Below are 26,937 nucleotides of genomic sequence, written 5' to 3'. Positions count from 1 at the left end.
GATGTTTAAAGCCCAGGAGATAAACATGCTCGACACAAATATGAAAACTCAACTCAAGGCTTATCTTGAAAAATTGACCAAGCCTGTTGAGTTAATTGCCACGCTGGATGACAGCGCTAAATCGGCAGAAATCAAGGAACTGTTGGCTGAAATCGCAGAACTGTCAGACAAAGTCACCTTTAAAGAAGATAACAGCTTGCCGGTGCGTAAGCCGTCTTTCCTGATCACCAACCCAGGTTCCAACCAGGGGCCGCGTTTTGCAGGCTCCCCGCTGGGTCATGAGTTCACCTCGCTGGTACTGGCGTTGCTGTGGACCGGTGGTCATCCGTCGAAAGAAGCACAGTCTCTGCTGGAGCAGATTCGCCATATTGACGGTGATTTTGAATTCGAAACTTATTATTCGCTCTCTTGCCACAACTGCCCGGACGTGGTGCAGGCGCTGAATCTGATGAGCGTACTGAACCCGCGTATTAAGCACACAGCAATTGATGGCGGCACCTTCCAGAACGAGATCACCGATCGTAACGTGATGGGCGTTCCGGCAGTGTTCGTAAACGGGAAAGAGTTTGGTCAGGGCCGCATGACGTTGACTGAAATCGTCGCCAAAATTGATACTGGCGCGGAAAAACGTGCGGCAGAAGAGCTGAACAAGCGTGATGCTTATGATGTATTAATCGTCGGTTCCGGCCCGGCGGGTGCGGCGGCAGCAATTTACTCCGCACGTAAAGGTATTCGTACCGGTCTGATGGGCGAACGTTTTGGTGGTCAGATCCTCGATACCGTTGATATCGAAAACTACATTTCTGTACCGAAGACCGAAGGCCAGAAACTGGCAGGGGCACTGAAAGTTCACGTTGATGAATACGACGTTGATGTGATCGACAGCCAGAGCGCGAGCAAACTGATCCCGGCAGCGGTTGAAGGCGGCCTGCATCAGATTGAAACGGCTTCCGGCGCAGTACTGAAAGCTCGCAGCATTATCGTGGCGACCGGTGCAAAATGGCGCAACATGAACGTTCCGGGCGAAGATCAGTATCGCACCAAAGGCGTGACCTACTGCCCGCACTGCGACGGCCCACTGTTTAAAGGCAAACGCGTAGCGGTTATCGGCGGCGGTAACTCCGGTGTGGAAGCGGCAATCGACTTGGCAGGGATTGTTGAACACGTAACGCTGCTGGAATTTGCCCCAGAAATGAAAGCTGACCAGGTTCTGCAGGATAAACTGCGCAGCCTGAAAAACGTCGACATCATTCTGAATGCGCAAACCACGGAAGTGAAAGGCGACGGCAGCAAAGTCGTTGGTCTGGAATATCGTGATCGTGTCAGCGGCGATGTTCACAACATCGAACTGGCAGGTATTTTCGTCCAGATTGGTCTGCTGCCGAACACCAACTGGCTGGAAGGCGCAGTAGAACGTAATCGTATGGGTGAGATAATCATTGATGCGAAATGCGAAACCAATGTCAAAGGTGTGTTCGCTGCCGGTGACTGTACGACGGTTCCGTACAAGCAGATCATCATCGCTACTGGCGAAGGTGCTAAAGCCTCTCTGAGTGCTTTTGATTACCTGATTCGCACCAAAACTGCATAAGAAGAAGTAAGATTCACCTGCAATTGCTTAGCCGCCGGGGTCAAACCTGGCGGCTTTTTTTATAAAAAACGCCCTGCCGGGATTGCTCAGGGCAGGGCGTCATAAATGCGTTAATTTGTTAACGAACGACTAATACCGGCAGATTGGCGTGGCGGATCACGTTGGAAGCGTTGGAACCTAACAGATGGGTTGAAATCGATGGATTTCGCGAACCGATAACCACAACATCCGCATCCAGTTCTTTAGCTAACTCGTTCACTTCATCTCGCACGTTACCAAAACGGACATGTGGTTTGATACGGGATGGATCAATATTGAAATGGCCGACCATTGTCTGTAAGCGTTCTTCGGCTTCATGTTGCAAATGTTCTTCGAAACGACGCACATCAGCAGCAAAACGGTGCAGACTAAGGCTTGCGGCGCCCGGTAATACATGGAGTAAATGAATTACGCCATCATCCTGGGCGAGAAATTCAGCGTGACGAACGGCTTTGTCGCTCAATTCCATTTCAAATACGTCTACTGGCATAATGATTGTTTTGTACATAAGCATTCCCTCCTTGCTATTGCATGAACATATAACAGCATATTATTGATTATGATTCTATGATTTGCGAAGTTGATTTGATCTGGGATAGCAATTGATCTGGAAAATGGATTAAGTCAGCTACTACCAGCGCTGCTCAAGATATAGCACTGCCACAACAAGAATTGCTGCAATGAATATATAAAACGCAGTAATACCGAGAGCTTCGCTCATAGGGGGATCCGCTGGTGGAGAACTTGTTCAGATTAGAACGCAGCGGTGAAGAGCAAAATGATAAATCTGGTTGATATTTGAGCGGAAAGAGGATGCAGAAGCATCCTCCGGGCAAAGCGAATAGCGCTTGTGCAGATGGGATTAAAGCAGGTAGTCGCCAGCGGCTTCAGGCTGGTATTCGAGTTCCAGCACTTCAAGGTGGGTAGCAACGCCGCCCGGAAGTTCCCAGTGGATGGTATCGCCAACGCGCAGCCCCAGCAGTGCGGCACCAACCGGAGCCATAACGGAAAGTTGAGTATTGCTGTCGGTCATCTTTGCCGGATACACCAGTGTACGCACACGGACTTCGCCATCGCTAAGATTGCGGAATTTAACCCGGCTGTTCATCGTCACCACATCGTGTGGCATCTCTTCTGGCGAACACATTTGGGCGCGATCCAACTCTGCGTTTAACGCGTCGGCGATTGGCAAACCGGCATAGGCTGGTTGCTCCAGCAGAATATCGATGCGTTCGGCATCCAGGTCGTTAATGATGATTGTTGGTCTGGACATTTTTACTCCATGTCGTCGGTACTGCGAGTGTCGCAGATAAACATACCCAAAAGAAAACCCTCACCGTCAGGCGGCGAGGGTTTAGCTCATATGATGATACTGACTGTTGCTCACTCTTTGAAGTGATTTACATCACATTCAGGTAATTCCTTAATGCTGAGCGATTTGTATAAATCTTAATCGAAAAACAGCGTAAGGGATAAATTTTCGTGATGGATTAACTTCCGCTGCGCTGGATCTCAATAACCTGCTTTATCAATCACAAAGGTTTTGCCACAGTTGCCTGGGTGTGGTTGTGGCAAGAATGAGTTTGCAGAAAGCGGAGCGTTGATGGCGTCAGCTTTGATTGAAATCTGGATTTCAGTCAAATATGCCGGATTACCCTGGCAGGTTAACTTGACTGCTTTGACGTTCTCTTTCCCCCAGCTTTTGGCAAAGGCGGCGTCAAAGTCACTGCGGCTCACGGTTTTACCGTAGTTATCCGCAAGGAATTTTCCGGCTGTGCTTTCTTTGATCTCTTGATTCAGACGTACCATCGTACCGAAGTAAGCGTCCGGATCAAAACCAAAGCAGGCGCCGTGTTTGGCATATTCGTAGCGTTCCAGGCAGGAACGTCCGCCAGCTCCTGGCATGACTTCACTTAGTTTAGCGGCCGTTTCCAGTGATAATCCGGTTTCCGGCGATGAACACATCCGGCTGGCGCGAGCTTCCGGCAGGTTTGGGACTGGGCGAGTGGCGCAGCCGAAGCGCATCCAGCGACGTTCATCAACGCCACGCGCAGCAACTGATTTAGGCAATCCTGGCCACAGACCATGAACGGTCAGAAAATCGGCCTTGTTGTTCGTTTCGGTTTGCAGTCGACACTCATCGCGTTCGTTACGATTTCGATCGTGCTGACTCTGGCAAAACCCGGTTTGCCAGGAAAGAGCTAAAACGTAACGATCAAAATCGCCATACTGTTTTGCCTGTAATGCAGCGGCGTTGACAGAAGATAAGGGGAGCAGAGAAGCCGCCAGTAAAGCGGCGTTACGCCAGAATGTTTTCATAGTGGGTGTGGAACTCATACATGCACTGAATACTATCTATTAAATCATAAAAAAGCCCGCCAGGTTGGCTAACCTGGCGGGCGCGGTGATTTATTCAGCGTTTGGCGAACGTATTAGTTCCACATGGCGAGAATCGGCCAGCCTACCAGAAGCAGCATGGCAATATAAATCACCCCGAAGATAGCCCCAAGACGCCAGTAATCTTTTGATTTCACATAGCCGCAGCCGTAAATAATCACACCAGGGCCAGTAGCATATGGGGTCAGACAGCCCATGATACCGATAGACAGCACCAGCAGGATACACAGTTGTTCCATTGGTACGCCCGGAATACCTTTACCGACGGCCAGAATAACCGGCAGCATGGTTGCGGTGTGCGCAGACAGGCTGGCAAACAGGTAGTGTGCAAAGTAGAACACCAGAACCAGTACAATCACCGTTGCGTTTGGTGAGAATCCTTCCAGGTGCGTACTCATGGTACCGGCGAACCAGTCAATAAAACCAGAACGAGTCAGGCCGTTAGCCATCACAACCAGCGTTGCCAGGTTAACCAGCGTGTTCCATGCGCTGTTATAGCGGGTAATGTCTTTCCACGGCACAACGTGCAGCGCCAGCATCAGCGAAACTGCCAGCAGACCAACCGCAGTGGCGTTAATCATTTCGCTGCCAAATACCCATAAACCTAAGCTGAGTAATACAAGGCCAATCAGCGTCCACTCTCTGCGTGTCAGCGCCCCCATAGTTTTTAGTTCATCACCCGCCCAGGTTGCCACTTCTTCACTGTGTGTGATTTCCGGTTTGTACAGCACGTAGGAAAGCCACGGCGCAATGATAAGCAAGATAACCCCAACCGGCAGGAAGCAGAGGAACCACTGTAACCAGCTAATCTGGATACCGGCAATTTTGCTGACGAACTCCAGACCCAGCACGTTTGGTGCTGCACCAGTGACAAACATGGAAGAACTCAGACTGGTACTAATGACCATCATCCACATCAAATAGCCGCCAATACGACGCGCGGACGGATCGTTCGGGAATGATTTAAATAGCGGCGGCAGGTTTTTAATGACCGGGAAAACCGTACCCCCGGTACGCGCGGTGTTGGACGGTGTAAACGGTGCCAGCAGAATGTCGATAATGACAATCGCATAACCCAACGTCAGCGTGCGTTTGCCCATGAATTTCACCAGGAAAAGGGCAATGCGACGACCTAACCCGGAAACTTCATACCCTAATGCAAAAATAAATGCGCCAAATACCAGCCAGACTGTGGTACTGGAAAAACCAGCCAGCCCCCATTTCAGCGCCTGTTTTTGCGCATTAAACGCTGGGTCAGCTAATTCTTTGGCATCAAAGAGCAGGTAATTACTGCCAATAACGCAAATAGTAACCGCAATAAAACTGATCGCTGTTGCCGGGATTGGCTCGAGGATCATTCCGACAATCATTGCCACAAACACAGCGAAGTAATGCCATGCCTGCGGCGGCATACCGTCGGGGACAGGGATAAGAAACATGACACCCATCACCACCAGTGGGGCCAATAGTTTCCATATATTATCTTTTGCTAAAGACATACGGGCTCTCCGAAAATTAATATTTCCAAATTTATCAAGTGCTTAAATAATTAAATCTGTGCTAAAAACCAGGTAAGGATCAGCAGGTCGGCACTGCCGCCTGGACTGAGATTTCGTTCGATACACTCCCTGTCGAACTGCCGGAGATAATCGAGATCGGCGGGGGTTCGGATGCCCCCTTTTTGCAATAATGTTTGCGCCTCGCGCTGTAGCCAGCGCAGGCCCCCCTCTCCACCGCGCGATGCAACGTTGGTATCGCCGTTGGTAGCCATCAGTAGGAGCAAGGTATCGAGCAATGCCAGTTCAGGATCTAACCCCTGATCCAGCAGAGTGAGGTAATGCGGAAGTGCGTGGTTGATCACCAGTGGATAACCTGCTTCGGCTTCACCGCGCGCGCCGGTAAGGCCTAGTTGCTGGTACAACCGTTGACCTGCGGTCAGTTGTTGATTATTGGTACGCAGTTCGCGATCGGTCAGACCACGGCAGAAACTTGCCGCCGTAGAACAAACGGTTGCGGGCGTTACCGGCTGGTTGAGCTGAAGCAAACGGCCAATCGCCGCGCACAGTAGCCCTAAAGAAAAAATGCTGCCTTTATGCGTGTTTACGCCCGCAGTGGCACGGAACATATCGCCTTCACAGGCCATACCAATTGGGCGTAATCCGTGGAGTACTGCTTCGGGGGCCATTTCTGCACTACAGGCACCAAATTCGATAAAACGGGGTAACCAGGCCTGGATCGCCAGTGCGCTACGGTGGAAATCTTCCAGCGCCATATCTTTGTGCGCACCGCAGTTAATGCGATCCACGAGGCCTGGTTTCGGTGACAGATTGACTTCAGTCAGCATGGCGCGCCAGCCCAGCAGGGCGTACTCATCGATTAATGACGCCGCAAGCTTTGTGGTTTTAGTTGACGTTGCAGGCATCGACATCGTTCAGCAGCGCCTCCATGCGGTCGAGTAAATCGGTCAGTTGGTGGGTTTTTCCACGCGCGCAGACGGCTGCGCTTTGCTCGCACAATAGGCAGCGGCGAGGCGGCAGCGAATAATCGCGGCGGGAGAGAATTTCGCCTTCGGGCGTCAGGACATCGATATCCCATAAACGCCCGAGAGGATGGCTATGTTCAAGCTCAATGGTGGCGAGCTTGAGGTCGCGAGCTGGAGCGGCAATGCTCAACATGCCCTCCGGCCCGCTGGCGGAAACCAGTGCAGCCTGCTCCTGAATTTGCCAGCCCTGTTTTGCGGCTAAGGCACGCAAGGCTGTCACGCCATGATTAAAAATTCGGCGTGTGACCTCGCTGTCTTTAATCGGACCCGGCGCAACCACGGTAAAGGAGACCAGTGGAACAGGATGGCGCTTGAGCCAGGCGTGTTGCCGTGCTTGCCTTTCATCCCGGCTGACGAGCAGCTCGGGAATTGACACCGCATGGTGGCTGGCGAGTTCAGGAAGCAGGTGCATGGCTTATTCCTTCACCTGATGCACAACGTCAATCACCGAGCCATCACGGTAGCGCACGACGGCAACGACGCGGTCGGTGAATTCAATCGGCTGTGGTTCACCGGTCAGCAGACGCGCACGTTCGCGCAGCCACTCAATGGAAACCACTTTAATGCCTGCTTCCTGCAGACGTTCTGCCAGTTCCGGACGTGCCGGGTTAACAGCGATGCCGTGGTCGGTGACCAGAATATCGACGCTGGACCCTGGGGTAATGCAGGTCAGCACGTTATCCACCAGAGTCGGAATACGACCGCGCACCAGCGGCGCAACAATGATGGAAAGCGCAGAGGCAATTGCGGTATCGCAGTGACCGCCGGAAGCGCCACGCAGCACGCCATCAGAGCCGGTCAGCACGTTGACGTTGAACTGGGTATCAATTTCCAGCGCGCTCAGTACCACCACGTCGAGACGATCAACCGATGCGCCTTTAGAGCCCCAGTTAGCGTACTGGTTGGCACTGATTTCGATGTGATTGGGGTTACGGGCCAGCGATTGCGCAGCGTGGCTGTCAAAGCTCTGCACATCCAGCAGTTTGCGGATCAGACCTTTTTCGTGCAGATCAACCATCGTTGCGGTAATGCCACCGAGGGCGAAGTCGGCGCGAATATCGCGGCTACGCATTTTGTCTTCCAGGAAACGGGTTACCGCAAGCGAAGCGCCGCCGGTGCCGGTCTGCAGGGAGAAACCTTCTTTGAAGTAGCCAGAGTTGACAATCACATCCGCAGCGCTGCGGGCAATCAGCAGTTCGCGCGGGTTAGTGGTCATACGGGTTGCGCCAGCGCCGATTTTCGCGGCATCGCCGACACGATCAACTTTGACGATCAGATCAACCTGATCCTGTTCAATGCTCGCCGGGTTATGCGGATAAGGCAGCAGTTCTTCGGTGAGCATCACCACCTGTTTTGCGTTGTCGGCATCAACCATTGCATAACCGAGAGAACCGCAGCAGGCTTTGCCGGTGTAGCCGTTGGCATTACCGAATTCATCACAGGACGGGACGCCGAGGAAAGCGACGTCGATGTTCAGTTCGCCGCTCTGTACCAGATGCACGCGACCGCCGTGAGAGTGGATTTGCACCGGTTCCGCCAGCAGACCACGGGAGATTTCTTCTGCCAGTGGGCCGCGTAAACCGGAGGTATAAATGCGGGTGACCACGCCCTGACGAATATGTTCTACCAGCGGCGCATGGCAATCACTCAGGGAACTGGACGCCAGGGTCAGGTTTTTAAAGCCCATCTTCGCGATGACGTCCATCACCATATTGACGGTCAGGTCACCACCACGGAAAGCGTGATGGAAGGAAACAGTCATGCCGTCCTGTAAACCAGAGCGACGAATGGCTTCTTCCAGGTTGGCGCACAGTTTGCGATCGCGCGCTTTTTCAGCCTGATAGGTTTGTTTCGGCGAGTTCTGGAAAGCGGCAAGATCGCATTCAGCGTGACGATTCCAGGCTGCTACCCGTTCTTGTCGTTGAGATTGTTCAATTTTCTGCGTCATTTTGATTGCCTTATTCTTCGCGGATGCCGGAAAGTTCTGCACGGGAGAGCACCAGACGGGCGCGATCGATAACCGGACCGTCAACCATCTTGCCGTTCAGGGAAACGACGCCAAGGCCTTCGCGAGCGGCGGCTTCAGCGGCTTCTACGACGCGGCGTGCGTGATCCACTTCTTTCTGGGTTGGAGCGTAGAGGTTGTGCAGCAGATCAATCTGACGCGGGTTGATCAGCGATTTGCCGTCAAAGCCCAGCTGTTTGATGTGGGCGGCTTCTTGCAGGAATCCGGCTTCGTTGTTGGCGTCGGAATAGACGGTATCGAACGCCTGAATACCCGCAGAACGTGCGGCCTGCAAAATAGAGCAGCGAGCGAACAGCAGTTCAGTTCCTTCCGGGGAGCGTTCTGTACGCAGGTTGCGCACGTAGTCTTCTGCACCGAGGGCGATACCGATCAAACGCTCGGAAGCGTGAGCGATTTCCACCGCGCGGGTAATGCCCAGCGGAGATTCAATCGCCGCCAGCAGCCCCGTGCTGCCGGGTTCGCGACCGCAGGCTTTTTCAATACGCAGGATCTCTTTTTCGATATCCAGAACGTCCTGAGCGGTATCGGTTTTCGGCAGACGCACAACGTCTGCGCCACCGCGAACGACGGCTTCCAGGTCGTTAACGCCCCATTCAGAATCCAGCGCGTTAACACGTACGATGGTTTCAATATCGCGATACAGCGGATGTTGCAGCGCGTGGTAGACCATACGACGTGCGGTGTCTTTTTCACGCAGCGCCACGGAGTCTTCGAGGTCGAACATCAGAGCATCAGCTGGGTAGATGAAGGAGTTGCTGACCATCGCGGCATTGGCACCAGGCACAAACAGCATGCTGCGGCGGGTGCGAGTTTTACGTTGTTGCAGCGAAGCGGAAATCATTGGCAATCCTCCCATGGCAGCGCCGGGATACCGCTGGCGCGCGCCAGCAAGGCTTCCAGTCGTGCACGTAAAATGCAGTCCAGTGCGCCTTTGTCATCGACATTCAGCTGTACGCCGCGCACGTTATAGCGGGCGAGAACGTCCAGAATGGTGGTGCGAATCGCATCGCCAAACTGTTTCTCAACGCTGCTGTTGATTTGCAGGTCGATATCCTGCGTATCGAGTGGGGCGATGCGTATCATCACATCCCCAGACTCAAGGGTGCCTGCAACGGCGGGCTGGTTTATTTTCATTTTTCACCTGTTTCTTATGCGGGGGTCTTTTGACGAACTGCCGCGTCCTGGCGGGCGTGTTCAAGCAGATTCTGCAAGTAATGCAGAGTGGGTGCCGGGACCAGTGGCGCGATAGCCGTGAGATCGTTTTTCACCAGCAGTTGACGTACCCGGGAAGCGGATATCGGCAGTTCCTGGTAACGCAGTCGCTCAATTTCAACCAGTTCGATGGGCGGTGCGGAGATGGTCGGTGTTTCCAGCCAGTAGCGCATATCCTGGTTGTACTGGGCGGTCACGCGACAAATGGGTTCAGTACCAACAAAGCGGTGAGTAACGCCCAGCGCGGGCGCGAGGTACTGACGGAAAATTTTCAGGTCAATTTCGGTGTAACAATGGTTGATGACGCTCTGTTCTTTAATGAAGTAGCAGGGGAACGTGGCGCGGGAGATGATGTACTCGGAGCCGCGATGCACGGTCAGACGCGGAATATCGGCGGTGCCTTTTAACACCAGATCTAACCGGTCGTCATAGGGAAAGCGTGAAGAATCTTCTTTGACTAAAAATAGATGCAGCCAGTCGCACTGTGCCGCAGCTTGTTGAATCAGATAACGGTGGCCGTTAGTAAAGGGATTGGCGTTCATGACGATACAGCCAATCTTCTTCCCTTCATGACGGAATTTCTTCAGCGATTCGGCATAGCGTTTCAGACGTGTGGCGCTATTTTCCATCAACACCATCACGCCAGGTACGCTGGTTAACGTGTAGAAACCGCACTGACGGAACAGCGCCTCGTATTCGGTTTTGGTATAAATAAACAGATGCGTGCTGTGCCGTTCATAGGCGAGGTTTATCAGTTCGGTGGCTAATGTCAGCGCCAGTCCTTCACCGCGAACTGATTCACTAATAGCGACGCACTTAATGATATTTCCGGCAATTCCGCCGCAGGCAATAAGGCGGTCGTTACGGGTTACGGTAATAAATACCTCGACCGTGGTGTCAACACTCAAATCATTTTCATGCAGAAAGTGGGTAATTTCCGCCATCTTTTTATTTTCTGAACGTTTTACCCGGGTGAAAATATCATTGCCGAACATAATAAATAGTATCCTGAAGGTGCATGTTGTTATCGGGTTGCAACAAATGTTGTTCGATGTAGCAAATTGATAACCTTTTATTTTCAGTTGAGAGAAAGGGCTGTGAGTGAGGTATTTCTGTTTCTCCTTTCGCCATACATCCTAAGGAGTATTGCATCGTGAAATTTTGATTTATTTCACATAGAGTTAGTGGTTTTTTATTTATTTAATGGTTTTAAGTTTTTTAATTAATGTAATTACGAATTGACCCATAGGTTTAATTGATTTAATTGATTTAATGAATGAAATTTGTCACGATCATATTTGATATTTATAAATCGAGATTCAACATTTTAATTACATCCGCCAAAAAACAGGGCTTACCCCGCAAGGAAAACAATGTTGCAGCTTAATGAGAATAAACAGTTTGCTTTTTTCCAACGACTGGCGTTCCCGCTGCGTATTTTTTTGCTGATTTTGGTGTTCTCGATATTTGTCATCGCTGCGCTGGCGCAATATTTTACCGCCAGCTTTGAGGACTATTTAACGCTTCATGTTCGTGATATGGCAATGAATCAAGCGAAAATTATTGCCTCCAATGACAGTATCATCACCGCAGTGAAAACGCGTGACTACAAACGACTGGCTACTATTGCCAACAAATTGCAAAGAGATACCGACTTCGATTATGTGGTGATTGGTGACCGGGATTCGATCCGCCTTTACCATCCTAATCCGGAAAAGATTGGCTACCCCATGCAGTTTACCAAGCCGGGAGCGCTGGAAAGAGGGGAGAGTTACTTCATCACCGGCAAAGGGTCGATAGGTATGGCAATGCGCGCCAAAACGCCGATCTTTGATGACGATGGCAAAGTCATCGGCGTGGTGTCGGTGGGGTATCTGGTGAGTAAAATCGATAGCTGGCGGGCTGAGTTTTTATTACCGATGGTGGGTGTGTTTGTCGTGCTGTTAGGCATTCTGATGCTGCTGTCGTGGTTCTTAGCTGCGCATATCCGCCGCCAGATGATGGGCATGGAACCAAAGCAGATTGCGCGCGTGGTCCGCCAGCAAGAGGCGCTTTTTAGTTCGGTTTATGAAGGGCTGATTGCAGTGGACCCGTATGGGCATATTACTGCCATCAACCGCAATGCAAGAAAAATGTTGGGGCTGAGTTCCCCCGGACGGCAGTGGCTGGGCAGACCTATTGCAGAGGTTGTTAGACCGGCTGATTTTTTTACCGAACAAATTGATGAAAAACGTCAGGATGTGGTGGCGAATTTTAATGGTCTGAGCGTTATTGCTAACCGCGAAGCTATTCGTTCTGGTGATGATTTGCTAGGTGCAATTATTAGTTTTCGTAGTAAAGACGAAATATCTACCCTTAATGCGCAACTGACGCAAATTAAACAATATGTTGAAAGTCTGCGCACACTACGTCATGAACATCTCAATTGGATGTCTACGCTCAATGGTCTGTTGCAGATGAAAGAGTATGATCGTGTGCTGGCGATGGTTCAGGGGGAGTCCCAGGCTCAGCAGCAACTTATTGATAGTCTGCGTGAAGCATTTGCCGATCGCCAGGTGGCGGGGCTTCTTTTTGGTAAAGTGCAGCGCGCCCGGGAGCTGGGGCTAAAAATGACGATTGTTCCAGGCAGCCAACTTTCACAACTGCCGCAAGGGCTGGACAGCACTGAATTTGCGGCGATAGTGGGCAACTTACTCGATAATGCCTTCGAAGCCAGTCTGCATAGTGATAAAGGGAATAAGACAGTCGAATTATACCTGAGCGATGAAGGCGACGACGTGGTAATCGAAGTGGCCGATCAGGGCTGCGGCATTCCAGAGTCTCTTCGCGACAAAATATTTGAGCAGGGCGTCAGTACGCGTGCTGATGAACCCGGTGAGCATGGCATTGGGTTGTATCTTATTGCCAGCTATGTAACGCGCTGCGGTGGAGTTATCACTCTCGAAGAGAATGATCCCTGCGGTACTTTATTTTCAATCTATATTCCGAAAGTGAAACCTGATGACAGCTCCATTAACCCTATTGATCGTTGAGGACGAAACACCGTTGGCAGAAATGCATGCGGAATATATTCGTCACATTCCCGGCTTCAGTCAGATATTGCTGGCGGGAAACCTGGCGCAGGCCCGAATGATGATTGAGCGTTTTAAGCCGGGGCTTATCTTGCTGGATAACTATCTTCCTGATGGTAGGGGCATTAATTTGTTGCATGAGTTGGTGCAGACGCATTACCCCGGCGATGTGGTGTTTACCACTGCCGCCAGCGATATGGAAACGGTATCTGAGGCTGTGCGCTGCGGTGTGTTTGATTATTTAATCAAACCAATCGCTTATGAGCGTCTGGGGCAGACATTAACTCGTTATCGCCAGCGTAGACACATGCTGGAAAGTATTGATAGCGCCAGTCAGAAGCAAATTGATGAGATGTTCAACGCTTACGCTCGCGGTGAACCAAAGGATGAGCTGCCAACTGGCATTGACGCGTTGACGTTAAACGCAGTGAGAAAACTGTTCAAGGAGCCAGGTGTGCAACATACGGCTGAGACAGTAGCGCAGGCTTTGACCATAAGCCGCACCACCGCGAGACGTTATCTTGAATATTGCGCCAGCCGACATCTGATCATCGCCGAGATTGTTCACGGCAAAGTCGGCCGGCCGCAGCGCATTTACCACAGCGGATGAAGAGGGTGCCGGAGGATGCGCTCCTCCGGCCTGGGAAATTACTTACCAGCAACCGCGGCGGTCGTACCGGGCACCATCAACTCTGTAGCCACAATGACAATCACTAGCCCAACAAGCACCGGCACCGAGGTGCGTTTAACCACTTCAAAAGGTGATATTTTAGCCATCCCCGCAACGGCAACCACCACGCCAGAGACTGGCGAAAGCGTGCGCCCCAGGTTTGACGCCTGCAGCATCGGGATTGTCAGGTACGCCGGGTTAATGCCGGAAGAGTGTGCCAGTTTCGGGATCATCTCAACAAAGGCATAGAAAGGCGCATTGCCGGAACCAGTGGTGACTGCTGCCAGCATTGTCAGGATAACCAGCACCAGCATCAGGATAATGCTCGCCGAACCGAACGAGGTGGCGATTGAGATCAGGCTCTGGATAAAGCCGATGGTGCTAAGGCCCTGAGCGAAAACCCCTGCGGCAACTAATAACATTACTACGTTAGCGAAGGCATCAGCCATGCCGCGGTAAGCCACCTCGAGGCCCGAAAAGACTTTTTGCGTATTAAAGCCGCGAAGAAATTCCAGAACAGAGGCAATCAGCATACAGATCACCAGAATGGTGATGATGTGCAATTGCGGACCCCATTTGCCGTCAAAAAATAGCACGCCAATGATCGGTGTAAACGGCAGAATGGCGTAAAACGCGGGCGCGGTGGTTGTGATTTCGCTGACATCTAACATTTCATGAGAGATGTGCTCTTTTTTGTCCAGATAACGCTGCCAGAAAAAGTGGGCAATCGCCATGCCGATAATCGCGGCAATTGAGATAGGAAGTGTTGTTTTGAAGGCGAAGTCAATCAGCGGCATTTCAGAAGCCTGTGCAGCCAGCACCACATCACCAGATGTTGGTGCGAGAATAATTGCTGCTGGTGAGGCACAAATGGCAGCTGCCGCGCCGCGACTGATACCAACGTTCACCATCACCGGGAACAACGTTGCCATCAGTAAAACGCCAAGACCGGTTGCGGAAGAGACTGCCAGTGACATCAGACAGGCGACAAAGTAGGCGGCAATCATCAGCAGGTAAGGGGAGTTAATGTACTGCAGCGGTTTTGATGCCAGTTTGACAACCATATCGTTCGCGCCAATGTGGGTCATATAAGCGGCAAAGCCACACAGCATCATGATCATCATGCCGAGATCGCCGCCACGGCTCATCAGTAATATTTTAATGTATTCAACGATATCTGTGGCGCTGTAGCCAGTGGAAGTCTGGCTGGAGGGTAAAACTTTGTGTCCCATTATAGCGCTGATGATCAGCAGTAGCAGGCCGCCAACAAATAGCACCCCGGTGGCGGAATACCCTTTAATGATGTAGCGAGCTACACCCACAATAACGACAACCCCAATAAGGAGTTCAATAAATGTCTGCATATTCTTTCCTGTCTCCAGAATCTACAATAAATAATAAAAAAGTCCTAAAATAAGAAAAAAATATGCCGAATAAATTGACATCGGATGCTGATTGAAATCAAGAAAGCTGTCATTAAGACATTGATGTTGTTGTTTTTATACCTGGATAACAAAATTTATTTTAGGGGGAGTAATTACAACATAACTATGTTTATAAACTGATGAATAATTGATGCGATTTTGTTAATTGTTTTATGGTGTTTTGTCCGTCCAAAAAATAATCTTGTATGCGTATCATGTGGCAATGCAAACAATGATTTTATTGATGGTTTCATTGTATCTAATTGAAAAATAAATGAATGATAATTATTTATATGGGTGTGACTTTTATTTGCATGAGTTGTTCTTTATCTGAAAATATTTCTTAGTCTCCGGAATAATCCGATGGTTTTATTAGTAAATTTCATGAAATAAATTTTTCAGGCGCTCGGATTATTCTTTATGTTTGCCTTGTTAAGGTTGTATTTATTTTTCTTTGGCTATGCTGGTAATATATTTTTGATAAGTTTTCTGTGGTTGCTAATGGGCGCTAGTAAATGTGTTACCGTATTTTCCTTTACTTTTATTCAGTTAATCTGCATTGAAGAAGTTTCTGCTAGTGCAGAGCAATGGATTGCGACATTTAAAGATAATGTCGCAGAAACCTGGCAGCGGCCAGAACATTATGATCTGTATATTCCCGCCATTACCTGGCATGCACGTTTCGCTTATGACAAAGAAAAAACCGATCGCTATAACGAAAGACCGTGGGGGGGAGGTTTTGGTCAGTCACGTTGGGATGAGAAAGGCAACTGGCACGGTTTGTACGCGATGGCGTTTAAGGATTCGTGGAATAAATGGGAGCCCATTGCCGGATACGGTTGGGAAAGTACCTGGCGACCGCTTGCCGATGAAAACTTTCATGTTGGTCTGGGATTCACCGCAGGTGTGACGGCGCGTGATAACTGGAACTACATACCTGTTCCGCTGATACTGCCATTGGCTTCTGTGGGCTATGGCCCTGCGACTTTTCAGATGACCTATATCCCTGGCACTTACAACAACGGCAATGTTTACTTTGCCTGGATGCGGTTTCAGTTTTAGACAAGTCACGTTTTAATAAAAGCCTTAAAAATCAGTGTGTAATGAAATTAACATCAAAAATAACGCGACTTTTATCACTTTTTAGTAAAGTTGCACTGGACAAAGCGTACCACAATTGGTGTACTGGTAACCGACACAGCATTTGTGTCTATTTTTCATGTAAAGGTAATTTTGATGTCTAAGATTAAAGGTAACGTTAAGTGGTTTAATGAGTCCAAAGGATTCGGTTTCATTACTCCGGAAGACGGCAGCAAAGATGTGTTCGTACACTTCTCTGCAATCCAGACTAATGGTTTTAAAACTCTTGCTGAAGGTCAGCGCGTAGAGTTCGAAATCACTAACGGTGCCAAAGGCCCTTCTGCTGCAAACGTGATCGCTCTGTAAGATACGTCAGCAAGAATTCAAAACCCGCTTATTCAGCGGGTTTTTTTTGGTCTTCAGTGTGCGGTTGATGCTGAAAATAGCCAAAAAGCCAGTGCGGTCATGGCAAAGGAACCTAACAGGTTAACGAAGACGTTCAGTAGCGCCCAGCCAAAACGCCCCTCCTGCAATAAAAACACCACTTCTGCCGAAAATGTTGAGAAGGTCGTTAGCCCGCCACAAAAACCAGTGGTGATTAATACTTTCCACACCGGATCGATATTAGTCATGCGGCTAAACCAGGCAAACCCCATTCCTATGATAAATGCCCCAATCAGGTTTGCTGCCAGAGTTCCGAGTGGAATAGCCTGGTGCAGTGGGTTAAACCGCATACTTAACATCCATCTCGCCACGCTTCCCGTACCACCACCAATAAAAACTGCTAAAAGGAGTTGTAACACAGCTAAATCCTGCTATTTGATTTGTATGAGTGATAAGTTTAACGCCGAATATTCGTCGTTGGCGAATTTTACAACTCTGACAGGAGGTGGCAATGCTGGTTGCCGCAGGACAATTTGCTGTTACATCAATATGGGAAAAGAACGCTGAGATTTGCGCCTCGTTAATGGCGCAGGCGGCGGAAAACGACGTATCGCTGTTTGTCCTGCCGGAAGCGCTTCTGGCGCGCGACGATCTTGACCCGAATTTGTCAGTTAAATCGGCACAGTTGCTGGAAGGGGAATTCCTCGGACGTTTACTGCGGGAAAGTAAACGTAACATGATGACGACGATTCTGACGATTCATGTTCCCTCAACCCCTGGGCGCGCGTGGAATATGCTGGTGGCGCTGCAGGCGGGGAAAATTGTCGCCCATTATGCCAAATTGCATCTCTATGATGCGTTTGCCATTCAGGAATCGCGCCATGTGGATGCAGGTGATGAAATAGCCCCTTTACTGGAGGTTGAAGGCATGAAAGTGGGGCTGATGACCTGCTATGATTTACGCTTTCCAGAGTTGGCATTAGCCCTGGCATTACAGGGCGCGGAAATCCTGATCCTGCCAGCGGCCTGGGTTCGCGGGCCACTCAAAGAGCACCACTGGTCAACCTTGCTAGCCGCTCGTGCTCTGGATACCACCTGTTATATGGTGGCAGCGGGGGAGTGCGGGAACAAAAATATCGGGCAAAGCCGGATTATAGATCCCTTTGGCGTCACCATTGCGGCAGCGGCAGAAATGCCAGCGCTCATTATGGCGGAAGTGACGCCCGAACGTGTGCGTCAGGTGCGCGCGCAACTTCCCGTCTTAAACAACCGTCGCTTTGCGCCGCCGCAATTATTATGATGTTTTTTTACTCGGCGCTTGATTCACCTTGTTACAGATTGCTATTGTGTGCGCGCGTCGAATGACCGTTAATATTCTCTGGTTTTTAAGGCGCGTTCTGTTGCCAGTTTTATGTCAAGAAGGTATCTATGGGTGAGATTAGTATTACCAAACTGCTGGTAGTTGCGGCGCTGGTCGTTCTGCTGTTTGGGACTAAGAAGTTACGTACGCTGGGCGGAGACCTGGGAGCGGCCATTAAAGGGTTCAAGAAAGCGATGAATGATGATGACGCTGCGGCTAAAAAAGGCGCAGACGTTGATATTCAGGCTGAAAAGCTCTCTCATAAAGAGTGACGTGGCGAGCAGGACGCTCCCTCAATATCTTGTTCGATAAAAAAACCCGCTTCAGATAGCGGGTTTTTTATCAGACAGATGTAAGCAATTATTACGCGATTACTTAACTTCCATCCCTTTCGCCTGCAAGTCGGCGTGGTACGAAGAGCGGACAAACGGACCGCATGCAGCATGGGTAAAGCCCATCGCCAGCGCTTCGGCCTTCATTTCATCAAACTCATCCGGGCTAACGTAGCGTTGTACCGGCAGGTGATGGCGGCTTGGCTGCAGATATTGCCCCAGTGTCAACATGGTTACACCATGGCGGCGCAGATCGCGCATGACTTCAATAATCTCTTCATTGGTTTCACCCAGTCCCACCATCAAACCGGATTTGGTCGGGATCTCCGGATGCGCTTCTTTAAAGCGTTCCAATAGTTTTAGCGACCAGTTGTAATCTGCACCCGGGCGTACCTGACGGTAAATACGCGGTACGTTTTCCAGGTTGTGGTTGAACACGTCTGGCGGCGTGGCGGTCAGAATATCCAGCGCGCGATCCATACGACCACGGAAATCCGGCACCAGAGTTTCGATTTTGATTTCCGGGCTTTTTTCCCGGATGGCAGTAATGCAATCCGCAAAGTGCTGGGCTCCGCCATCGCGCAGGTCATCGCGGTCAACGGAGGTGATAACCACATAACGCAGCGCCATATCAGCAATGGTCTGCGCCAGTTTTACCGGCTCGTTGGCATCCGGGGCGACCGGGCGACCGTGGGCAACGTCACAGAACGGACAACGGCGCGTACAAATGGCGCCGAGGATCATAAACGTTGCTGTGCCGTGGTTGAAGCATTCTGCCAGGTTAGGGCAGGAGGCTTCCTCACAGACAGAATGCAGGCCATTTTTGCGCATTGCGGCTTTGATGCCCTGGATACGTGTAGAGTCCGCGGGAAGCTTGATTTTCATCCATTCCGGCTTGCGCAGCAGGGCTTCGCGCTCTGTTGCCACGTTTTTAACCGGGATAAGGGCCATCTTATCGGCATCGCGGTATTTAACACCGCGTTCCATCACAATGGGTTTACTCATAGCGTGCGTGTTCCAGTTGCGAATTACGAAGGAAAGCGTTTCAATTCAATGGATTGTTGTAATTATCAACTATTTTTGAATTAACGACTGGCAGTATATCATTGAAACGGCCCAGAAAGCAGCCAAAGCGGTCGCGAAAATGTAAAATTGTTGTTGGTTTGTGCCATTTTATCGTTCTACGCTGTGAACGCTATGTAACGATACTTTTTCAAAACACATTCGATAGCATCAGTTTCCCGCGAAGCACTGGAACACGCTGACTACAATGACCCAATATGATTTGGGTCATTAATGAGGGGGAATTAAGCAGGGATATATTCTACGTCAGGATTTTTGAGTAGCGCTAAAATATTTGCCAGTAAGCGTGGTGCAATATTATCGGTGGTCGCATCAGGTTTCCATTGCGATATTTTTGCCATTTCCATCCCGGCATAACCACAAGGGTTGATACGTAAAAATGGCGAAAGATCCATATTGACGTTTAATGCCAGACCGTGGAATGAACAGCCGCGGCGAATACGCAATCCGAGCGAACAAATTTTCTTTTCCCCAACGTAGACACCTGGAGCATCAGCCCGAGGGTGCGCTTCAATATCCAGCTCGGCCAGGGTATTCACTACCGTTTGTTCGAGCAAGGTCACCAGTTCACGCACGCCCAGCTTCCTACGTTTGAGGTTAAGCAACACATACATCACCTGTTGCCCCGGCCCGTGATAAGTTACCTGGCCGCCGCGATCGCTCTGGATCACCGGAATATCACCCGGCATTAAAATATGTTCCGCTTTGCCTGCTTGTCCCTGGGTAAATACAGGATGGTGTTCAACCAACCAGATTTCATCAAGGGTATTTTCATCACGGGTATCGGTGAATTCATGCATAGCCTGAGAAATAGGCTCGTAAGGCTGAAGGCCGAGCTGGCGGACAAGAATTTTATCCTGATACAAAACGGCATCTCCGTGGAGAATGAGTAAAAGTGGGGAAAATTATATCACAGCGAGGGGAGGGGAGTTACCCGACCAGAGGCCGGGTAACGGAGAAGCGAATTACAGAACCATACGGACGATATCGATTTTGCCCAGTTCTTCGTACAGAGTTTCAACCTGCTCGATATGAGTGGCGTTGATAGTGATAGATACCGAGTGGTAGTTGCCTTTGCTGCTTGGTTTTACCGTTGGGTTGTAGTCACCTGGCGCATGGCGCTGTACCACTTCAACCACCTGATCAACCAGCTCAGGTAACGCCTGCCCCATTACTTTGTAGGTAAAAGGAGTAGGGAATTCAAGCAGTTCGTTAAGTTTGGTTTTCATGTCAGCTCCGGCGTAACGTAATTAAATAGCAACTCCCGCCAGAGGGCGGGAGTTTTTTACTGATGCTTAGTATATGGGGGCGGAAATTACACTTTCAAGTGTTCAATTTTTAGCCAAACCAGTGATGGAACATTAATTTAATGTAATCAATGATTTTGCCGAAGAAGTTACCTTCCGGAATTTCCTGTAACACCACCAGCGGGCGTTGTTCGATAGTTTTGCCATCAAGCTGGAAGTTGATGGTGCCAACGACCTGGTTCTTTTGCAGCGGCGCATGCAGTTCACTGCTGTTCAGCACGTAGCTGGCTTTCAGGTCTTTCATGCGGCCACGCGGAATGGTCAGGTAAACGTCTTTATCAACCCCTAACGAAGCGCGGTCAGTATTACCAAACCATACCGGTTCAGAGGCGAACTCTTTGCCAACTTTCAGCGGGTTAACCGTTTCGAAGAAACGGAAGCCCCAGGTCAGCAGTTTTTTACTTTCGGTTTCACGGCCTTTGAACGTGCGTCCGCCCATGACTGCGGAGATCAGACGCATCTGACCTTCCGTTGCGGAGGCGACAAGGTTGTAGCCCGCCTTGTCAGTATGGCCAGTTTTGATACCGTCGACATTCAGGCTGTTATCCCATAGCAGGCCGTTACGGTTGAGCTGGCGAATACCGTTAAAGGTAAACTCTTTCTCTTTATAGATAGCGTATTCGTTAGGTACATCACGAATCAGGGCCTGACCGATCAGCGCCATATCACGCGCGGAGCTGTACTGACCGTCAGCGTCCAGACCGTGTACAGTCTGGAAGTGGGTATTTTTCAGGCCCAGGGCGTTAACGTAACTGTTCATCAGACCAACGAAAGCATCCTGGCTACCGGCGGCGAAGTCAGCCATGGCAACACAAGCATCGTTACCAGATTGCAGGTTGATACCACGGATAAGCTGAGAAACCGGTACCTGCATGCCAGGTTTGAGGAACATCAGCGAAGAACCTCTGAACACCGGGTTACCGGTGGCCCAGGCGTCATTGCCGATGGTCACTAAATCAGATTCTTTGAATTTACCTGCTTTCATTGCCTGGCCGATAACGTAGCTGGTCATCATTTTGGTCAGACTTGCAGGGTCGCGACGGACATCCGCATTTTGCTCGGCGAGCACTTTGCCGGAGTTATAGTCGATCAGGATGTAAGACTCCGCGTCGATCTGCGGTACACCCGGGATCATGGTTTTGATATTCAGGTCATCGGCATGTGCAGCAGAGATAAAGGCTGTGCAAAGAGCCGTGGTGAGCGCCAGGCGCTTCATGATACGAGCGGAAAAAATGGTATTCATGGTCTGAACTACGACATCCGTGATGGAATTTAAAATAAGTGCCCTACTATAGCAAATGCACTACCGCCAGGCATCTGACTTTCCGCGTGACTTTGTTAACGTCATTTACAGAAATTGACATTTCAGATGCCTGCTTTACGTTATTGCGCGGTGGTAATAAATGACTGTAATTGGGCTTCGGTTTGTAAACGTTGCTGTAAGGCACTGGCTTCAGCTTTGTTGGCAAATGGACCAAGCTGAATACGCCAGACCGCGCCGTTTTGGGTCACGCGACCGGGTACGCCGAACTTTTGTCCCAGTTGCTGTTGATACTGTTGCGCGCGTGCCTGATCGCTAACGGCCCCCACTTGCACCATAAAGTTACCGCTGGCGCTTTGCGAAGCGGCTTGCGGTGTCACCATTGCAGGTGTTGTTGCAGGTGCCGAGACAACGGGCTGTGGTGCAGGCGTCGGTTCGCTGCCTTCCAGTACGCCGGGCGCCAGGGTGGTCGGTGCGCCGAGGAAGCCGCTGCTGGTTACCGGCGCGCCGGTCGGATCTTCGCTTTTCAGCGTCGAGTTGCTGACCGGGAGAATATCACCCTGCGGGACAGACATAGAGTTTGTTCCGCTGCCGCCGTTTAAATCGGGCGGCGCAGGCAGGGCGTAAGTCTGTTTGGCAATGGTAGTGCAAGCCATGCCTGGGCCAGAAAATGAACCATCCTGGGCGACGATAATAGGATCGATACGAACTTTTGTATTGTTCGAGGTGTTAAGACGGTCAGCTGCCGCGCGTGAAAGTGAAATTACACGGTCGTTGCCGTAGGGACCGCGATCGTTAATCCGCACCACGATCATCCGCCCATTAGCCAGGTTGGTGATTCTGGCGTAGCTGGGGATGGGGAGCGTTGGATGCGCCGCCGTCAGCTGCGTTGGATCAAATGCTTCGCCAGATGCCGTCAGATTGCTGCCAGGTTCGGCATCATAAATGGCTGCAAGGCCCGCCTGGCTAAAGCGTGAAGGGGCCTGCACGATTTTGTAGCTTCTGCCGTCGCGCTGATAATCCTGATTTGCCGTCGCGTTCAGTGGTTCGAAACGTGGTTCCGCCCCGCTAATTTCAACTATAGGGCCGTTACATACCGCAGGCTGCGGCACACTTACCGTCTGTTGCTGACCATCATCGCTAGTACATGCCGCGAGCATTCCTGCCGCGATGCAGATCCCGAGCCACTGCTTACGCATTCGCACCTCTTACACGCTTTTCGACAACATTTTCCTGTGGGTGTGGATTGACATCACAATCCCAAACCCAGCCATCAGCACTATGAGCGCCGATCCTCCATAACTGACCAGCGGGAGTGGAACCCCTACAACCGGCAGAATACCGCTTACCATACCAATATTTACGAAGACATAAACGAATAATATCAGCATTAAGCCGCCAGCCATGACGCGACCAAAGGTAGTTTGTGCTCTGGCTGCAATCCACAGTCCGCGCATGATGAGCAGAATATAGAGAGCAAGCAAAATCAAAATACCCACTAATCCCAACTCTTCCGCCAGTACCGCGAAGATAAAATCGGTATGGCGTTCGGGCAGAAATTCAAGCTGTGACTGGGTACCGTGCAGCCAGCCTTTACCGCGTAATCCACCGGAGCCAATAGCAATTTTAGACTGAATAATGTGATAGCCCGCGCCAAGTGGGTCTGATTCCGGGTCGAGTAGCATCATTACGCGCTGGCGCTGGTAATCATGCATCAGGAAGAACCACAAGATTGGGATAAATGCTGCCACCAGTACCACTGCAACGCCAATCAGGCGCCAGCTAAGTCCGGAGAGAAACAGTACAAACAGACCGGAAAGCGCAACGAGGATTGACGTCCCCAGGTCAGGCTGCGCTGCCACCAGCAACGTGGGCATAAAAATCAGCACCAGCGCGATGGCGGTATTTTTTAACGACGGCGGGCAAACGTCACGGTTGATAAAGCGAGCCACCATGAGCGGCACAGCTATTTTGGCGATTTCCGAGGGCTGGAAACGAACGATACCGAGATCCAGCCAACGTTGAGCGCCTTTGGAGATGGCCCCAAAGGCATCTACCGCTACCAGCAAAATAATACAGATAATATAGAGATAGGGCGCCCAGCCTTCATAAACGCGCGGCGGAATTTGGGCCATCACCACCATAATGACCAGCCCCATCGCGATCTGGCCGATTTTACGCTCCATCATGCCGATGTCCTGGCCGCTGGCGCTCCAGATTACCAGGGCGCTGTAGACCAGTAATGCCAGTAAGATCAGTAGCATTGTGGGATCAAGATGGACTTTATCCCAGAATGTTTTTTTATTCGGATTATCCGTCATGATTAATGGTCCTCCGCAGCAGTAACCGCCGGGTTTTCTGCAGGCAGATCGGTGTTGTTGTCACCAAGCATAATATGGTCGAGGATCTGGCGCATCAGCGTACCGACCGCCGGGCCAGCCCCGCCGTTTTCCAGAATCATAGCGACAGCGACTTGCGGATTGTTATATGGCGCAAACGCGGTCATCAGTTTGTGGTCGCGCAGACGCTCGGCAATTTTGTGCGCATTATAAGTTTCGTTCGCCTTCAGGCCGAAGACCTGCGCAGTACCGGATTTAGCCGCAATTTTGTAAGGCGCGCTGGCAAAGTATTTATGTGCCGTACCGTTAGGACGGTTAGCAACACCAAACATGCCGTCTTTCGCCAGTTCCCAGTAACCAGAATGAATATCGCCTACCGGCGGTTCATGCGGCTGTACCCACGGCACTTGTTTGCCATTTTCGGCGGTGCTCATCAGCAAGTGCGGAACCTTCACAATACCGTCGTTAATCAGGATCATCAGTGCTTTGTTCATCTGGATAGGGGTCGCTGTCCAGTACCCCTGACCGATACCGACCGGAATGGTGTCACCCTGATACCACGGTTTTTTAAAGCGTTTCTGTTTCCATTCGCGGGTTGGCATATTACCGGAACGTTCTTCCGACAGGTCGATACCGGTGTAATGACCGTAGCCAAATTTACCCATCCATTCAGAAAGGCGGTCGATGCCCATATCGTAGGCAACCTGATAGAAGAAGGTATCTGCTGACTCTTCCAGCGATTTAGTGACATTCAGGCGACCGTGGCCCCATTTTTTCCAGTCACGATAACGCTTTTCAGACCCCGGCAACTGCCACCATCCAGGATCAAACAGGCTGGTATTACGGGTGATCACCCCTGCACTTAATGCCGAAACCGCCACATAAGGTTTAACCGTCGACGCTGGCGGATAAACCCCCTGCGTGGCACGGTTCACCAGTGGTGTGTTCGGGTCGTTCAGCAACGCGGAATAATCTTTGCTGGAGATACCGTCAACAAACAGGTTTGGGTCGTAACTTGGCGTAGAAACCAGCGCCAGCACGCCACCTGTACGCGGATCGGTGACTACAACAGCGGCACGACTGCCCGCCAGCAGTGTTTCAATATACTGCTGGAGCTTGAGATCAATTGTCAGGTAAATATCATGCCCGGCCTGCGGCGATACTTCTTTTAACTGGCGGATGACGCGACCGCGGTTGTTAACTTCAACTTCTTCATAACCCGTCTGGCCGTGCAGAACATCTTCGTAGTAACGTTCAATCCCCAGCTTGCCGATATCATGTGTTGCGGCATAGTTGGCCAGTTTGCCGTCATTATTTAGTCGCTCGACGTCTTTATCGTTAATTTTCGAGACATAACCGATAACGTGGGTCAACGCTGAACCATAGGGATAGTAACGACGTTTATAGCCTTTAACTTCCACACCTGGAAAACGGTACTGGTTAACGGCGAAACGCGCCACCTGAACTTCAGTCAGGTTGGTTTTCACCGGAATAGAGGTAAAACGGTGCGAACGTGCACGCTCCTTTCGAAACGCGGCGATATCGTCATCGGTCAGGTCAACCACGCTGCGCAGGGCGTCCAGAGTCTGCTGCACGTTATCGACTTTCTCCGGCATCATCTCTATCTGATAGATAGTTCGGTTGAGCGCCAGAGGGATACCGTTACGGTCGTAGATAATGCCGCGGCTGGGGGCGATAGGCACCAGCTTAATGCGGTTTTCATTAGAACGGGTCTGGTAATCGGTAAAGCGAACAATTTGTAGGTTATACAAGTTGGCGATGAGCACGCCGGTTAGCAGCAAAATCCCCAAAAAGGCGACCAGCGCCCGGCGCACAAACAGCGCGGACTCTGCCGAATAGTCGCGAAAAGAGTTCTGTAATTTCATCCGCTGCGTTTTCTACTTAAGGCTACCATATCACTCACGGTGATAAGGATGGTTGGTGGTAATGCTCCACGCCCGGTACAGACTCTCTGCGACCAGTACGCGAACCAGCGGATGGGGGAGGGTAAGCGCCGAAAGTGACCAGCTTTGTTCTGCCGCCGCTTTACAGGCAGGCGATAACCCTTCCGGCCCGCCAATCAGCAAGCTGACATCGCGGCCATCCAGCTTCCAGCGTTCCAGTTCAGCGGCTAACTGCGGCGTGTCCCAGGGCTTGCCTGGGATATCGAGGGTGACAATGCGGTTTTTACCGGCAGCCGCCAGCATTTGCTCACCCTCTTTGTCGAGTATGCGCTTGATATCCGCGTTCTTGCCGCGTTTTCCCGCCGGAATTTCAATCAGTTCAAAAGGCATATCTTTCGGAAAACGACGCAGGTACTCGGTAAAACCGGTTTGTACCCAGTCCGGCATTTTCGTTCCCACGGCGACAAGTTGCAGCTTCACGCATTAACTCCAGAGTTTTTCCAGCTCATACAGGCGACGGCTCTCTTCCTGCATAACATGGACAATCACATCACCCAGATCGACCACAATCCAGTCGGCGCCGTTTTCACCTTCAACGCCGAGGGGCAATAAACCCGCCGCGCGAGATTCCTGAACCACGTGGTCGGCAATGGACATAACATGACGGCTGGATGTTCCCGTACAGATGATCATACAGTCGGTGATACTGGATTTGCCCTGAACGTCTAAGGCGATGATGTCCTGACCTTTGAGGTCATCAATTTTGTCGATAACAAAATCCTGGAGTGCTTTACCCTGCAAGTTTTCCCCCTGGGTGAAATAAAAAAGATAAAAATGGTCTGTCAGTATACCTGAAGCAGAGGCGATTTCGGGACAAATGTCAGCAAATCGGCTCTTGAAAGTGGGCTATCATCC

28 protein-coding genes are annotated in these 26,937 nt (G+C 50.7%); 7 read left to right on the top strand and 21 right to left on the bottom strand.

The genetic code is table 11. The features are described 5' to 3' along the window. Nucleotides 1–25 precede the first annotated feature (25 nt). Entirely contained in the window at nucleotides 26–1,591 is a 1,566-nt protein-coding gene (ahpF, locus tag FEK47_RS14665) for an alkyl hydroperoxide reductase subunit F (RefSeq protein ID WP_130219415.1), read from the top strand. Between the two features lie 118 nt (nucleotides 1,592–1,709). On the opposite strand, the gene uspG is transcribed toward ahpF, so the two are convergent. From uspG to citC, 10 genes are all read right to left on the bottom strand, one after another. Next, the gene (gene uspG, locus FEK47_RS14660) at nucleotides 1,710–2,138 is read right to left on the bottom strand and encodes a universal stress protein UspG (RefSeq protein WP_130206453.1); all 429 of its coding nucleotides are present in this window, start codon (nucleotides 2,136–2,138) and stop codon (nucleotides 1,710–1,712) included. Between the two features lie 354 nt (nucleotides 2,139–2,492). Next, nucleotides 2,493–2,903, bottom strand: coding sequence for a nucleoside diphosphate kinase regulator (gene rnk / locus FEK47_RS14655; protein ID WP_130206455.1), 411 nt, complete (start codon nucleotides 2,901–2,903; stop codon nucleotides 2,493–2,495). Nucleotides 2,904–3,142: 239 nt separating this feature from the next. After that, nucleotides 3,143–3,949: a ribonuclease I gene (gene rna / locus FEK47_RS14650; protein ID WP_135486519.1), complete on the bottom strand. Its 807-nt coding sequence runs from the start codon at nucleotides 3,947–3,949 to the stop codon at nucleotides 3,143–3,145. Nucleotides 3,950–4,062: 113 nt separating this feature from the next. Then, nucleotides 4,063–5,526 carry a citrate/succinate antiporter CitT gene (gene citT / locus FEK47_RS14645; RefSeq protein ID WP_135486518.1) on the bottom strand — a complete coding sequence of 488 codons (1,464 nt, stop codon included), beginning with the start codon at nucleotides 5,524–5,526 and terminating at the stop codon, nucleotides 4,063–4,065. A 50-nt stretch (nucleotides 5,527–5,576) separates the two neighbouring features. Then, nucleotides 5,577–6,455 carry a triphosphoribosyl-dephospho-CoA synthase CitG gene (gene citG / locus FEK47_RS14640; RefSeq protein WP_138183229.1) on the bottom strand — a complete coding sequence of 293 codons (879 nt, stop codon included), beginning with the start codon at nucleotides 6,453–6,455 and terminating at the stop codon, nucleotides 5,577–5,579. Then, nucleotides 6,430–6,981, bottom strand: a complete 552-nt coding sequence (gene citX / locus FEK47_RS14635) for a citrate lyase holo-[acyl-carrier protein] synthase (protein ID WP_135486517.1) — start codon at nucleotides 6,979–6,981, stop codon at nucleotides 6,430–6,432. The genes citG and citX overlap by 26 nt, the downstream gene beginning before the upstream one ends. Nucleotides 6,982–6,984: 3 nt before the next feature. Then, on the bottom strand, nucleotides 6,985–8,517 hold the full coding sequence (citF, locus tag FEK47_RS14630; RefSeq protein WP_130219423.1) for a citrate lyase subunit alpha: 1,533 nt from the start codon (nucleotides 8,515–8,517) through the stop codon (nucleotides 6,985–6,987). 10 nt (nucleotides 8,518–8,527) lie between these two features. Next, the gene (citE, locus tag FEK47_RS14625; RefSeq protein WP_000622357.1) at nucleotides 8,528–9,436 is read right to left on the bottom strand and encodes a citrate (pro-3S)-lyase subunit beta; all 909 of its coding nucleotides are present in this window, start codon (nucleotides 9,434–9,436) and stop codon (nucleotides 8,528–8,530) included. Beyond that, nucleotides 9,433–9,729 (bottom strand): citrate lyase acyl carrier protein, encoded by a 297-nt coding sequence (gene citD / locus FEK47_RS14620; protein WP_000700703.1) that lies wholly within the window; start codon nucleotides 9,727–9,729, stop codon nucleotides 9,433–9,435. Before citD ends, citE begins: the two co-directional genes overlap by 4 nt. 14 nt (nucleotides 9,730–9,743) lie before the next feature. Further along, nucleotides 9,744–10,802 carry a [citrate (pro-3S)-lyase] ligase gene (citC, locus tag FEK47_RS14615; protein WP_130206465.1) on the bottom strand — a complete coding sequence of 353 codons (1,059 nt, stop codon included), beginning with the start codon at nucleotides 10,800–10,802 and terminating at the stop codon, nucleotides 9,744–9,746. Between the two features lie 378 nt (nucleotides 10,803–11,180). On the opposite strand from citC, the gene dpiB reads away from it, so the two are divergent. Both dpiB and dpiA read left to right on the top strand, forming a co-directional pair. Then, nucleotides 11,181–12,839, top strand: coding sequence for a sensor histidine kinase DpiB (gene dpiB, locus FEK47_RS14610; protein ID WP_130219425.1), 1,659 nt, complete (start codon nucleotides 11,181–11,183; stop codon nucleotides 12,837–12,839). Further along, the gene (dpiA, locus tag FEK47_RS14605) at nucleotides 12,808–13,488 is read left to right on the top strand and encodes a two-component response regulator DpiA (RefSeq protein ID WP_130206469.1); all 681 of its coding nucleotides are present in this window, start codon (nucleotides 12,808–12,810) and stop codon (nucleotides 13,486–13,488) included. The genes dpiB and dpiA overlap by 32 nt, the downstream gene beginning before the upstream one ends. A gap of 38 nt (nucleotides 13,489–13,526) precedes the next feature. Here dpiA and dcuC read toward each other — a convergent pair whose 3' ends face one another. Beyond that, nucleotides 13,527–14,912, bottom strand: a complete 1,386-nt coding sequence (gene dcuC, locus FEK47_RS14600) for an anaerobic C4-dicarboxylate transporter DcuC (RefSeq protein ID WP_130206471.1) — start codon at nucleotides 14,910–14,912, stop codon at nucleotides 13,527–13,529. Nucleotides 14,913–15,473: 561 nt separating this feature from the next. Between dcuC and pagP the strand changes: the two genes are divergently transcribed. Both pagP and cspE read left to right on the top strand, forming a co-directional pair. Continuing rightward, complete coding sequence (gene pagP, locus FEK47_RS14595; protein ID WP_135486516.1) at nucleotides 15,474–16,034, top strand: lipid IV(A) palmitoyltransferase PagP; 561 nt, start codon at nucleotides 15,474–15,476, stop codon at nucleotides 16,032–16,034. 174 nt (nucleotides 16,035–16,208) lie between these two features. Next, nucleotides 16,209–16,418 (top strand): transcription antiterminator/RNA stability regulator CspE, encoded by a 210-nt coding sequence (gene cspE / locus FEK47_RS14590; RefSeq protein ID WP_000034825.1) that lies wholly within the window; start codon nucleotides 16,209–16,211, stop codon nucleotides 16,416–16,418. Between the two features lie 53 nt (nucleotides 16,419–16,471). Here cspE and crcB read toward each other — a convergent pair whose 3' ends face one another. Next, nucleotides 16,472–16,855 carry a fluoride efflux transporter CrcB gene (gene crcB, locus FEK47_RS14585; protein ID WP_130206475.1) on the bottom strand — a complete coding sequence of 128 codons (384 nt, stop codon included), beginning with the start codon at nucleotides 16,853–16,855 and terminating at the stop codon, nucleotides 16,472–16,474. A gap of 92 nt (nucleotides 16,856–16,947) precedes the next feature. On the opposite strand from crcB, the gene FEK47_RS14580 reads away from it, so the two are divergent. Continuing rightward, nucleotides 16,948–17,736 carry a deaminated glutathione amidase gene (locus FEK47_RS14580; protein ID WP_130258607.1) on the top strand — a complete coding sequence of 263 codons (789 nt, stop codon included), beginning with the start codon at nucleotides 16,948–16,950 and terminating at the stop codon, nucleotides 17,734–17,736. Nucleotides 17,737–17,864: 128 nt separating this feature from the next. Further along, nucleotides 17,865–18,068, top strand: coding sequence for a twin-arginine translocase subunit TatE (gene tatE / locus FEK47_RS14575; RefSeq protein WP_064528973.1), 204 nt, complete (start codon nucleotides 17,865–17,867; stop codon nucleotides 18,066–18,068). 99 nt (nucleotides 18,069–18,167) lie between these two features. Here tatE and lipA read toward each other — a convergent pair whose 3' ends face one another. The 9 genes from lipA to rsfS all read right to left on the bottom strand — a co-directional run bounded on the left by lipA (nucleotide 18,168) and on the right by rsfS (nucleotide 26,823). Next, a complete protein-coding gene (gene lipA, locus FEK47_RS14570) occupies nucleotides 18,168–19,133 on the bottom strand; it encodes a lipoyl synthase (protein WP_000042625.1) in 966 nt (321 codons plus the stop codon). A 302-nt stretch (nucleotides 19,134–19,435) separates the two neighbouring features. Next, nucleotides 19,436–20,077 (bottom strand): lipoyl(octanoyl) transferase LipB, encoded by a 642-nt coding sequence (gene lipB, locus FEK47_RS14565; protein WP_130206479.1) that lies wholly within the window; start codon nucleotides 20,075–20,077, stop codon nucleotides 19,436–19,438. A 99-nt stretch (nucleotides 20,078–20,176) separates the two neighbouring features. After that, complete coding sequence (gene ybeD / locus FEK47_RS14560; RefSeq protein ID WP_130206481.1) at nucleotides 20,177–20,440, bottom strand: DUF493 family protein YbeD; 264 nt, start codon at nucleotides 20,438–20,440, stop codon at nucleotides 20,177–20,179. A 109-nt stretch (nucleotides 20,441–20,549) separates the two neighbouring features. Next, nucleotides 20,550–21,761 carry a D-alanyl-D-alanine carboxypeptidase DacA gene (gene dacA / locus FEK47_RS14555; RefSeq protein WP_064528971.1) on the bottom strand — a complete coding sequence of 404 codons (1,212 nt, stop codon included), beginning with the start codon at nucleotides 21,759–21,761 and terminating at the stop codon, nucleotides 20,550–20,552. 140 nt (nucleotides 21,762–21,901) lie between these two features. Further along, a complete protein-coding gene (gene rlpA / locus FEK47_RS14550) occupies nucleotides 21,902–22,978 on the bottom strand; it encodes an endolytic peptidoglycan transglycosylase RlpA (protein ID WP_138183228.1) in 1,077 nt (358 codons plus the stop codon). Between the two features lie 9 nt (nucleotides 22,979–22,987). Further along, nucleotides 22,988–24,100: a peptidoglycan glycosyltransferase MrdB gene (mrdB, locus tag FEK47_RS14545; protein ID WP_000131717.1), complete on the bottom strand. Its 1,113-nt coding sequence runs from the start codon at nucleotides 24,098–24,100 to the stop codon at nucleotides 22,988–22,990. A 2-nt stretch (nucleotides 24,101–24,102) separates the two neighbouring features. Beyond that, entirely contained in the window at nucleotides 24,103–26,004 is a 1,902-nt protein-coding gene (gene mrdA, locus FEK47_RS14540; protein WP_130219433.1) for a peptidoglycan DD-transpeptidase MrdA, read from the bottom strand. A gap of 30 nt (nucleotides 26,005–26,034) precedes the next feature. Continuing rightward, nucleotides 26,035–26,502 (bottom strand): 23S rRNA (pseudouridine(1915)-N(3))-methyltransferase RlmH, encoded by a 468-nt coding sequence (gene rlmH / locus FEK47_RS14535; RefSeq protein WP_000776104.1) that lies wholly within the window; start codon nucleotides 26,500–26,502, stop codon nucleotides 26,035–26,037. Between the two features lie 3 nt (nucleotides 26,503–26,505). Next, nucleotides 26,506–26,823: a ribosome silencing factor gene (gene rsfS / locus FEK47_RS14530; RefSeq protein WP_001161662.1), complete on the bottom strand. Its 318-nt coding sequence runs from the start codon at nucleotides 26,821–26,823 to the stop codon at nucleotides 26,506–26,508. Nucleotides 26,824–26,937: the final 114 nt, after the last annotated feature.

Origin of the sequence: Escherichia sp. E3659 (genome assembly GCF_005781135.1) — a bacterium.
Taxonomy (GTDB): Bacteria; Pseudomonadota; Gammaproteobacteria; order Enterobacterales; family Enterobacteriaceae; genus Escherichia.
The sequence above is the reverse complement of the archived record's forward strand: the minus strand, read 5'-3'. Positions and strand labels throughout refer to the sequence as shown.

Excerpts from the sequence above, each read along its gene's own strand:
- ahpF (WP_130219415.1), top strand. The coding sequence starts at position 26 with ATGCTCGACACAAATATGAAAACTCAACTCAAGGCTTATCTTGAAAAA.
- uspG (WP_130206453.1), bottom strand. The coding sequence starts at position 2,138 with ATGTACAAAACAATCATTATGCCAGTAGACGTATTTGAAATGGAATTG.
- rnk (WP_130206455.1), bottom strand. The coding sequence starts at position 2,903 with ATGTCCAGACCAACAATCATCATTAACGACCTGGATGCCGAACGCATC.
- rna (WP_135486519.1), bottom strand. The coding sequence starts at position 3,949 with ATGAAAACATTCTGGCGTAACGCCGCTTTACTGGCGGCTTCTCTGCTC.
- citT (WP_135486518.1), bottom strand. The coding sequence starts at position 5,526 with ATGTCTTTAGCAAAAGATAATATATGGAAACTATTGGCCCCACTGGTG.
- citG (WP_138183229.1), bottom strand. The coding sequence starts at position 6,455 with ATGTCGATGCCTGCAACGTCAACTAAAACCACAAAGCTTGCGGCGTCA.
- citX (WP_135486517.1), bottom strand. The coding sequence starts at position 6,981 with ATGCACCTGCTTCCTGAACTCGCCAGCCACCATGCGGTGTCAATTCCC.
- citF (WP_130219423.1), bottom strand. The coding sequence starts at position 8,517 with ATGACGCAGAAAATTGAACAATCTCAACGACAAGAACGGGTAGCAGCC.
- citE (WP_000622357.1), bottom strand. The coding sequence starts at position 9,436 with ATGATTTCCGCTTCGCTGCAACAACGTAAAACTCGCACCCGCCGCAGC.
- citD (WP_000700703.1), bottom strand. The coding sequence starts at position 9,729 with ATGAAAATAAACCAGCCCGCCGTTGCAGGCACCCTTGAGTCTGGGGAT.
- citC (WP_130206465.1), bottom strand. The coding sequence starts at position 10,802 with ATGTTCGGCAATGATATTTTCACCCGGGTAAAACGTTCAGAAAATAAA.
- dpiB (WP_130219425.1), top strand. The coding sequence starts at position 11,181 with ATGTTGCAGCTTAATGAGAATAAACAGTTTGCTTTTTTCCAACGACTG.
- dpiA (WP_130206469.1), top strand. The coding sequence starts at position 12,808 with ATGACAGCTCCATTAACCCTATTGATCGTTGAGGACGAAACACCGTTG.
- dcuC (WP_130206471.1), bottom strand. The coding sequence starts at position 14,912 with ATGCAGACATTTATTGAACTCCTTATTGGGGTTGTCGTTATTGTGGGT.
- pagP (WP_135486516.1), top strand. The coding sequence starts at position 15,474 with ATGGGCGCTAGTAAATGTGTTACCGTATTTTCCTTTACTTTTATTCAG.
- cspE (WP_000034825.1), top strand. The coding sequence starts at position 16,209 with ATGTCTAAGATTAAAGGTAACGTTAAGTGGTTTAATGAGTCCAAAGGA.
- FEK47_RS14580 (WP_130258607.1), top strand. The coding sequence starts at position 16,948 with ATGCTGGTTGCCGCAGGACAATTTGCTGTTACATCAATATGGGAAAAG.
- tatE (WP_064528973.1), top strand. The coding sequence starts at position 17,865 with ATGGGTGAGATTAGTATTACCAAACTGCTGGTAGTTGCGGCGCTGGTC.
- lipA (WP_000042625.1), bottom strand. The coding sequence starts at position 19,133 with ATGAGTAAACCCATTGTGATGGAACGCGGTGTTAAATACCGCGATGCC.
- ybeD (WP_130206481.1), bottom strand. The coding sequence starts at position 20,440 with ATGAAAACCAAACTTAACGAACTGCTTGAATTCCCTACTCCTTTTACC.
- dacA (WP_064528971.1), bottom strand. The coding sequence starts at position 21,761 with ATGAATACCATTTTTTCCGCTCGTATCATGAAGCGCCTGGCGCTCACC.
- rlpA (WP_138183228.1), bottom strand. The coding sequence starts at position 22,978 with ATGCGTAAGCAGTGGCTCGGGATCTGCATCGCGGCAGGAATGCTCGCG.
- mrdB (WP_000131717.1), bottom strand. The coding sequence starts at position 24,100 with ATGACGGATAATCCGAATAAAAAAACATTCTGGGATAAAGTCCATCTT.
- mrdA (WP_130219433.1), bottom strand. The coding sequence starts at position 26,004 with ATGAAATTACAGAACTCTTTTCGCGACTATTCGGCAGAGTCCGCGCTG.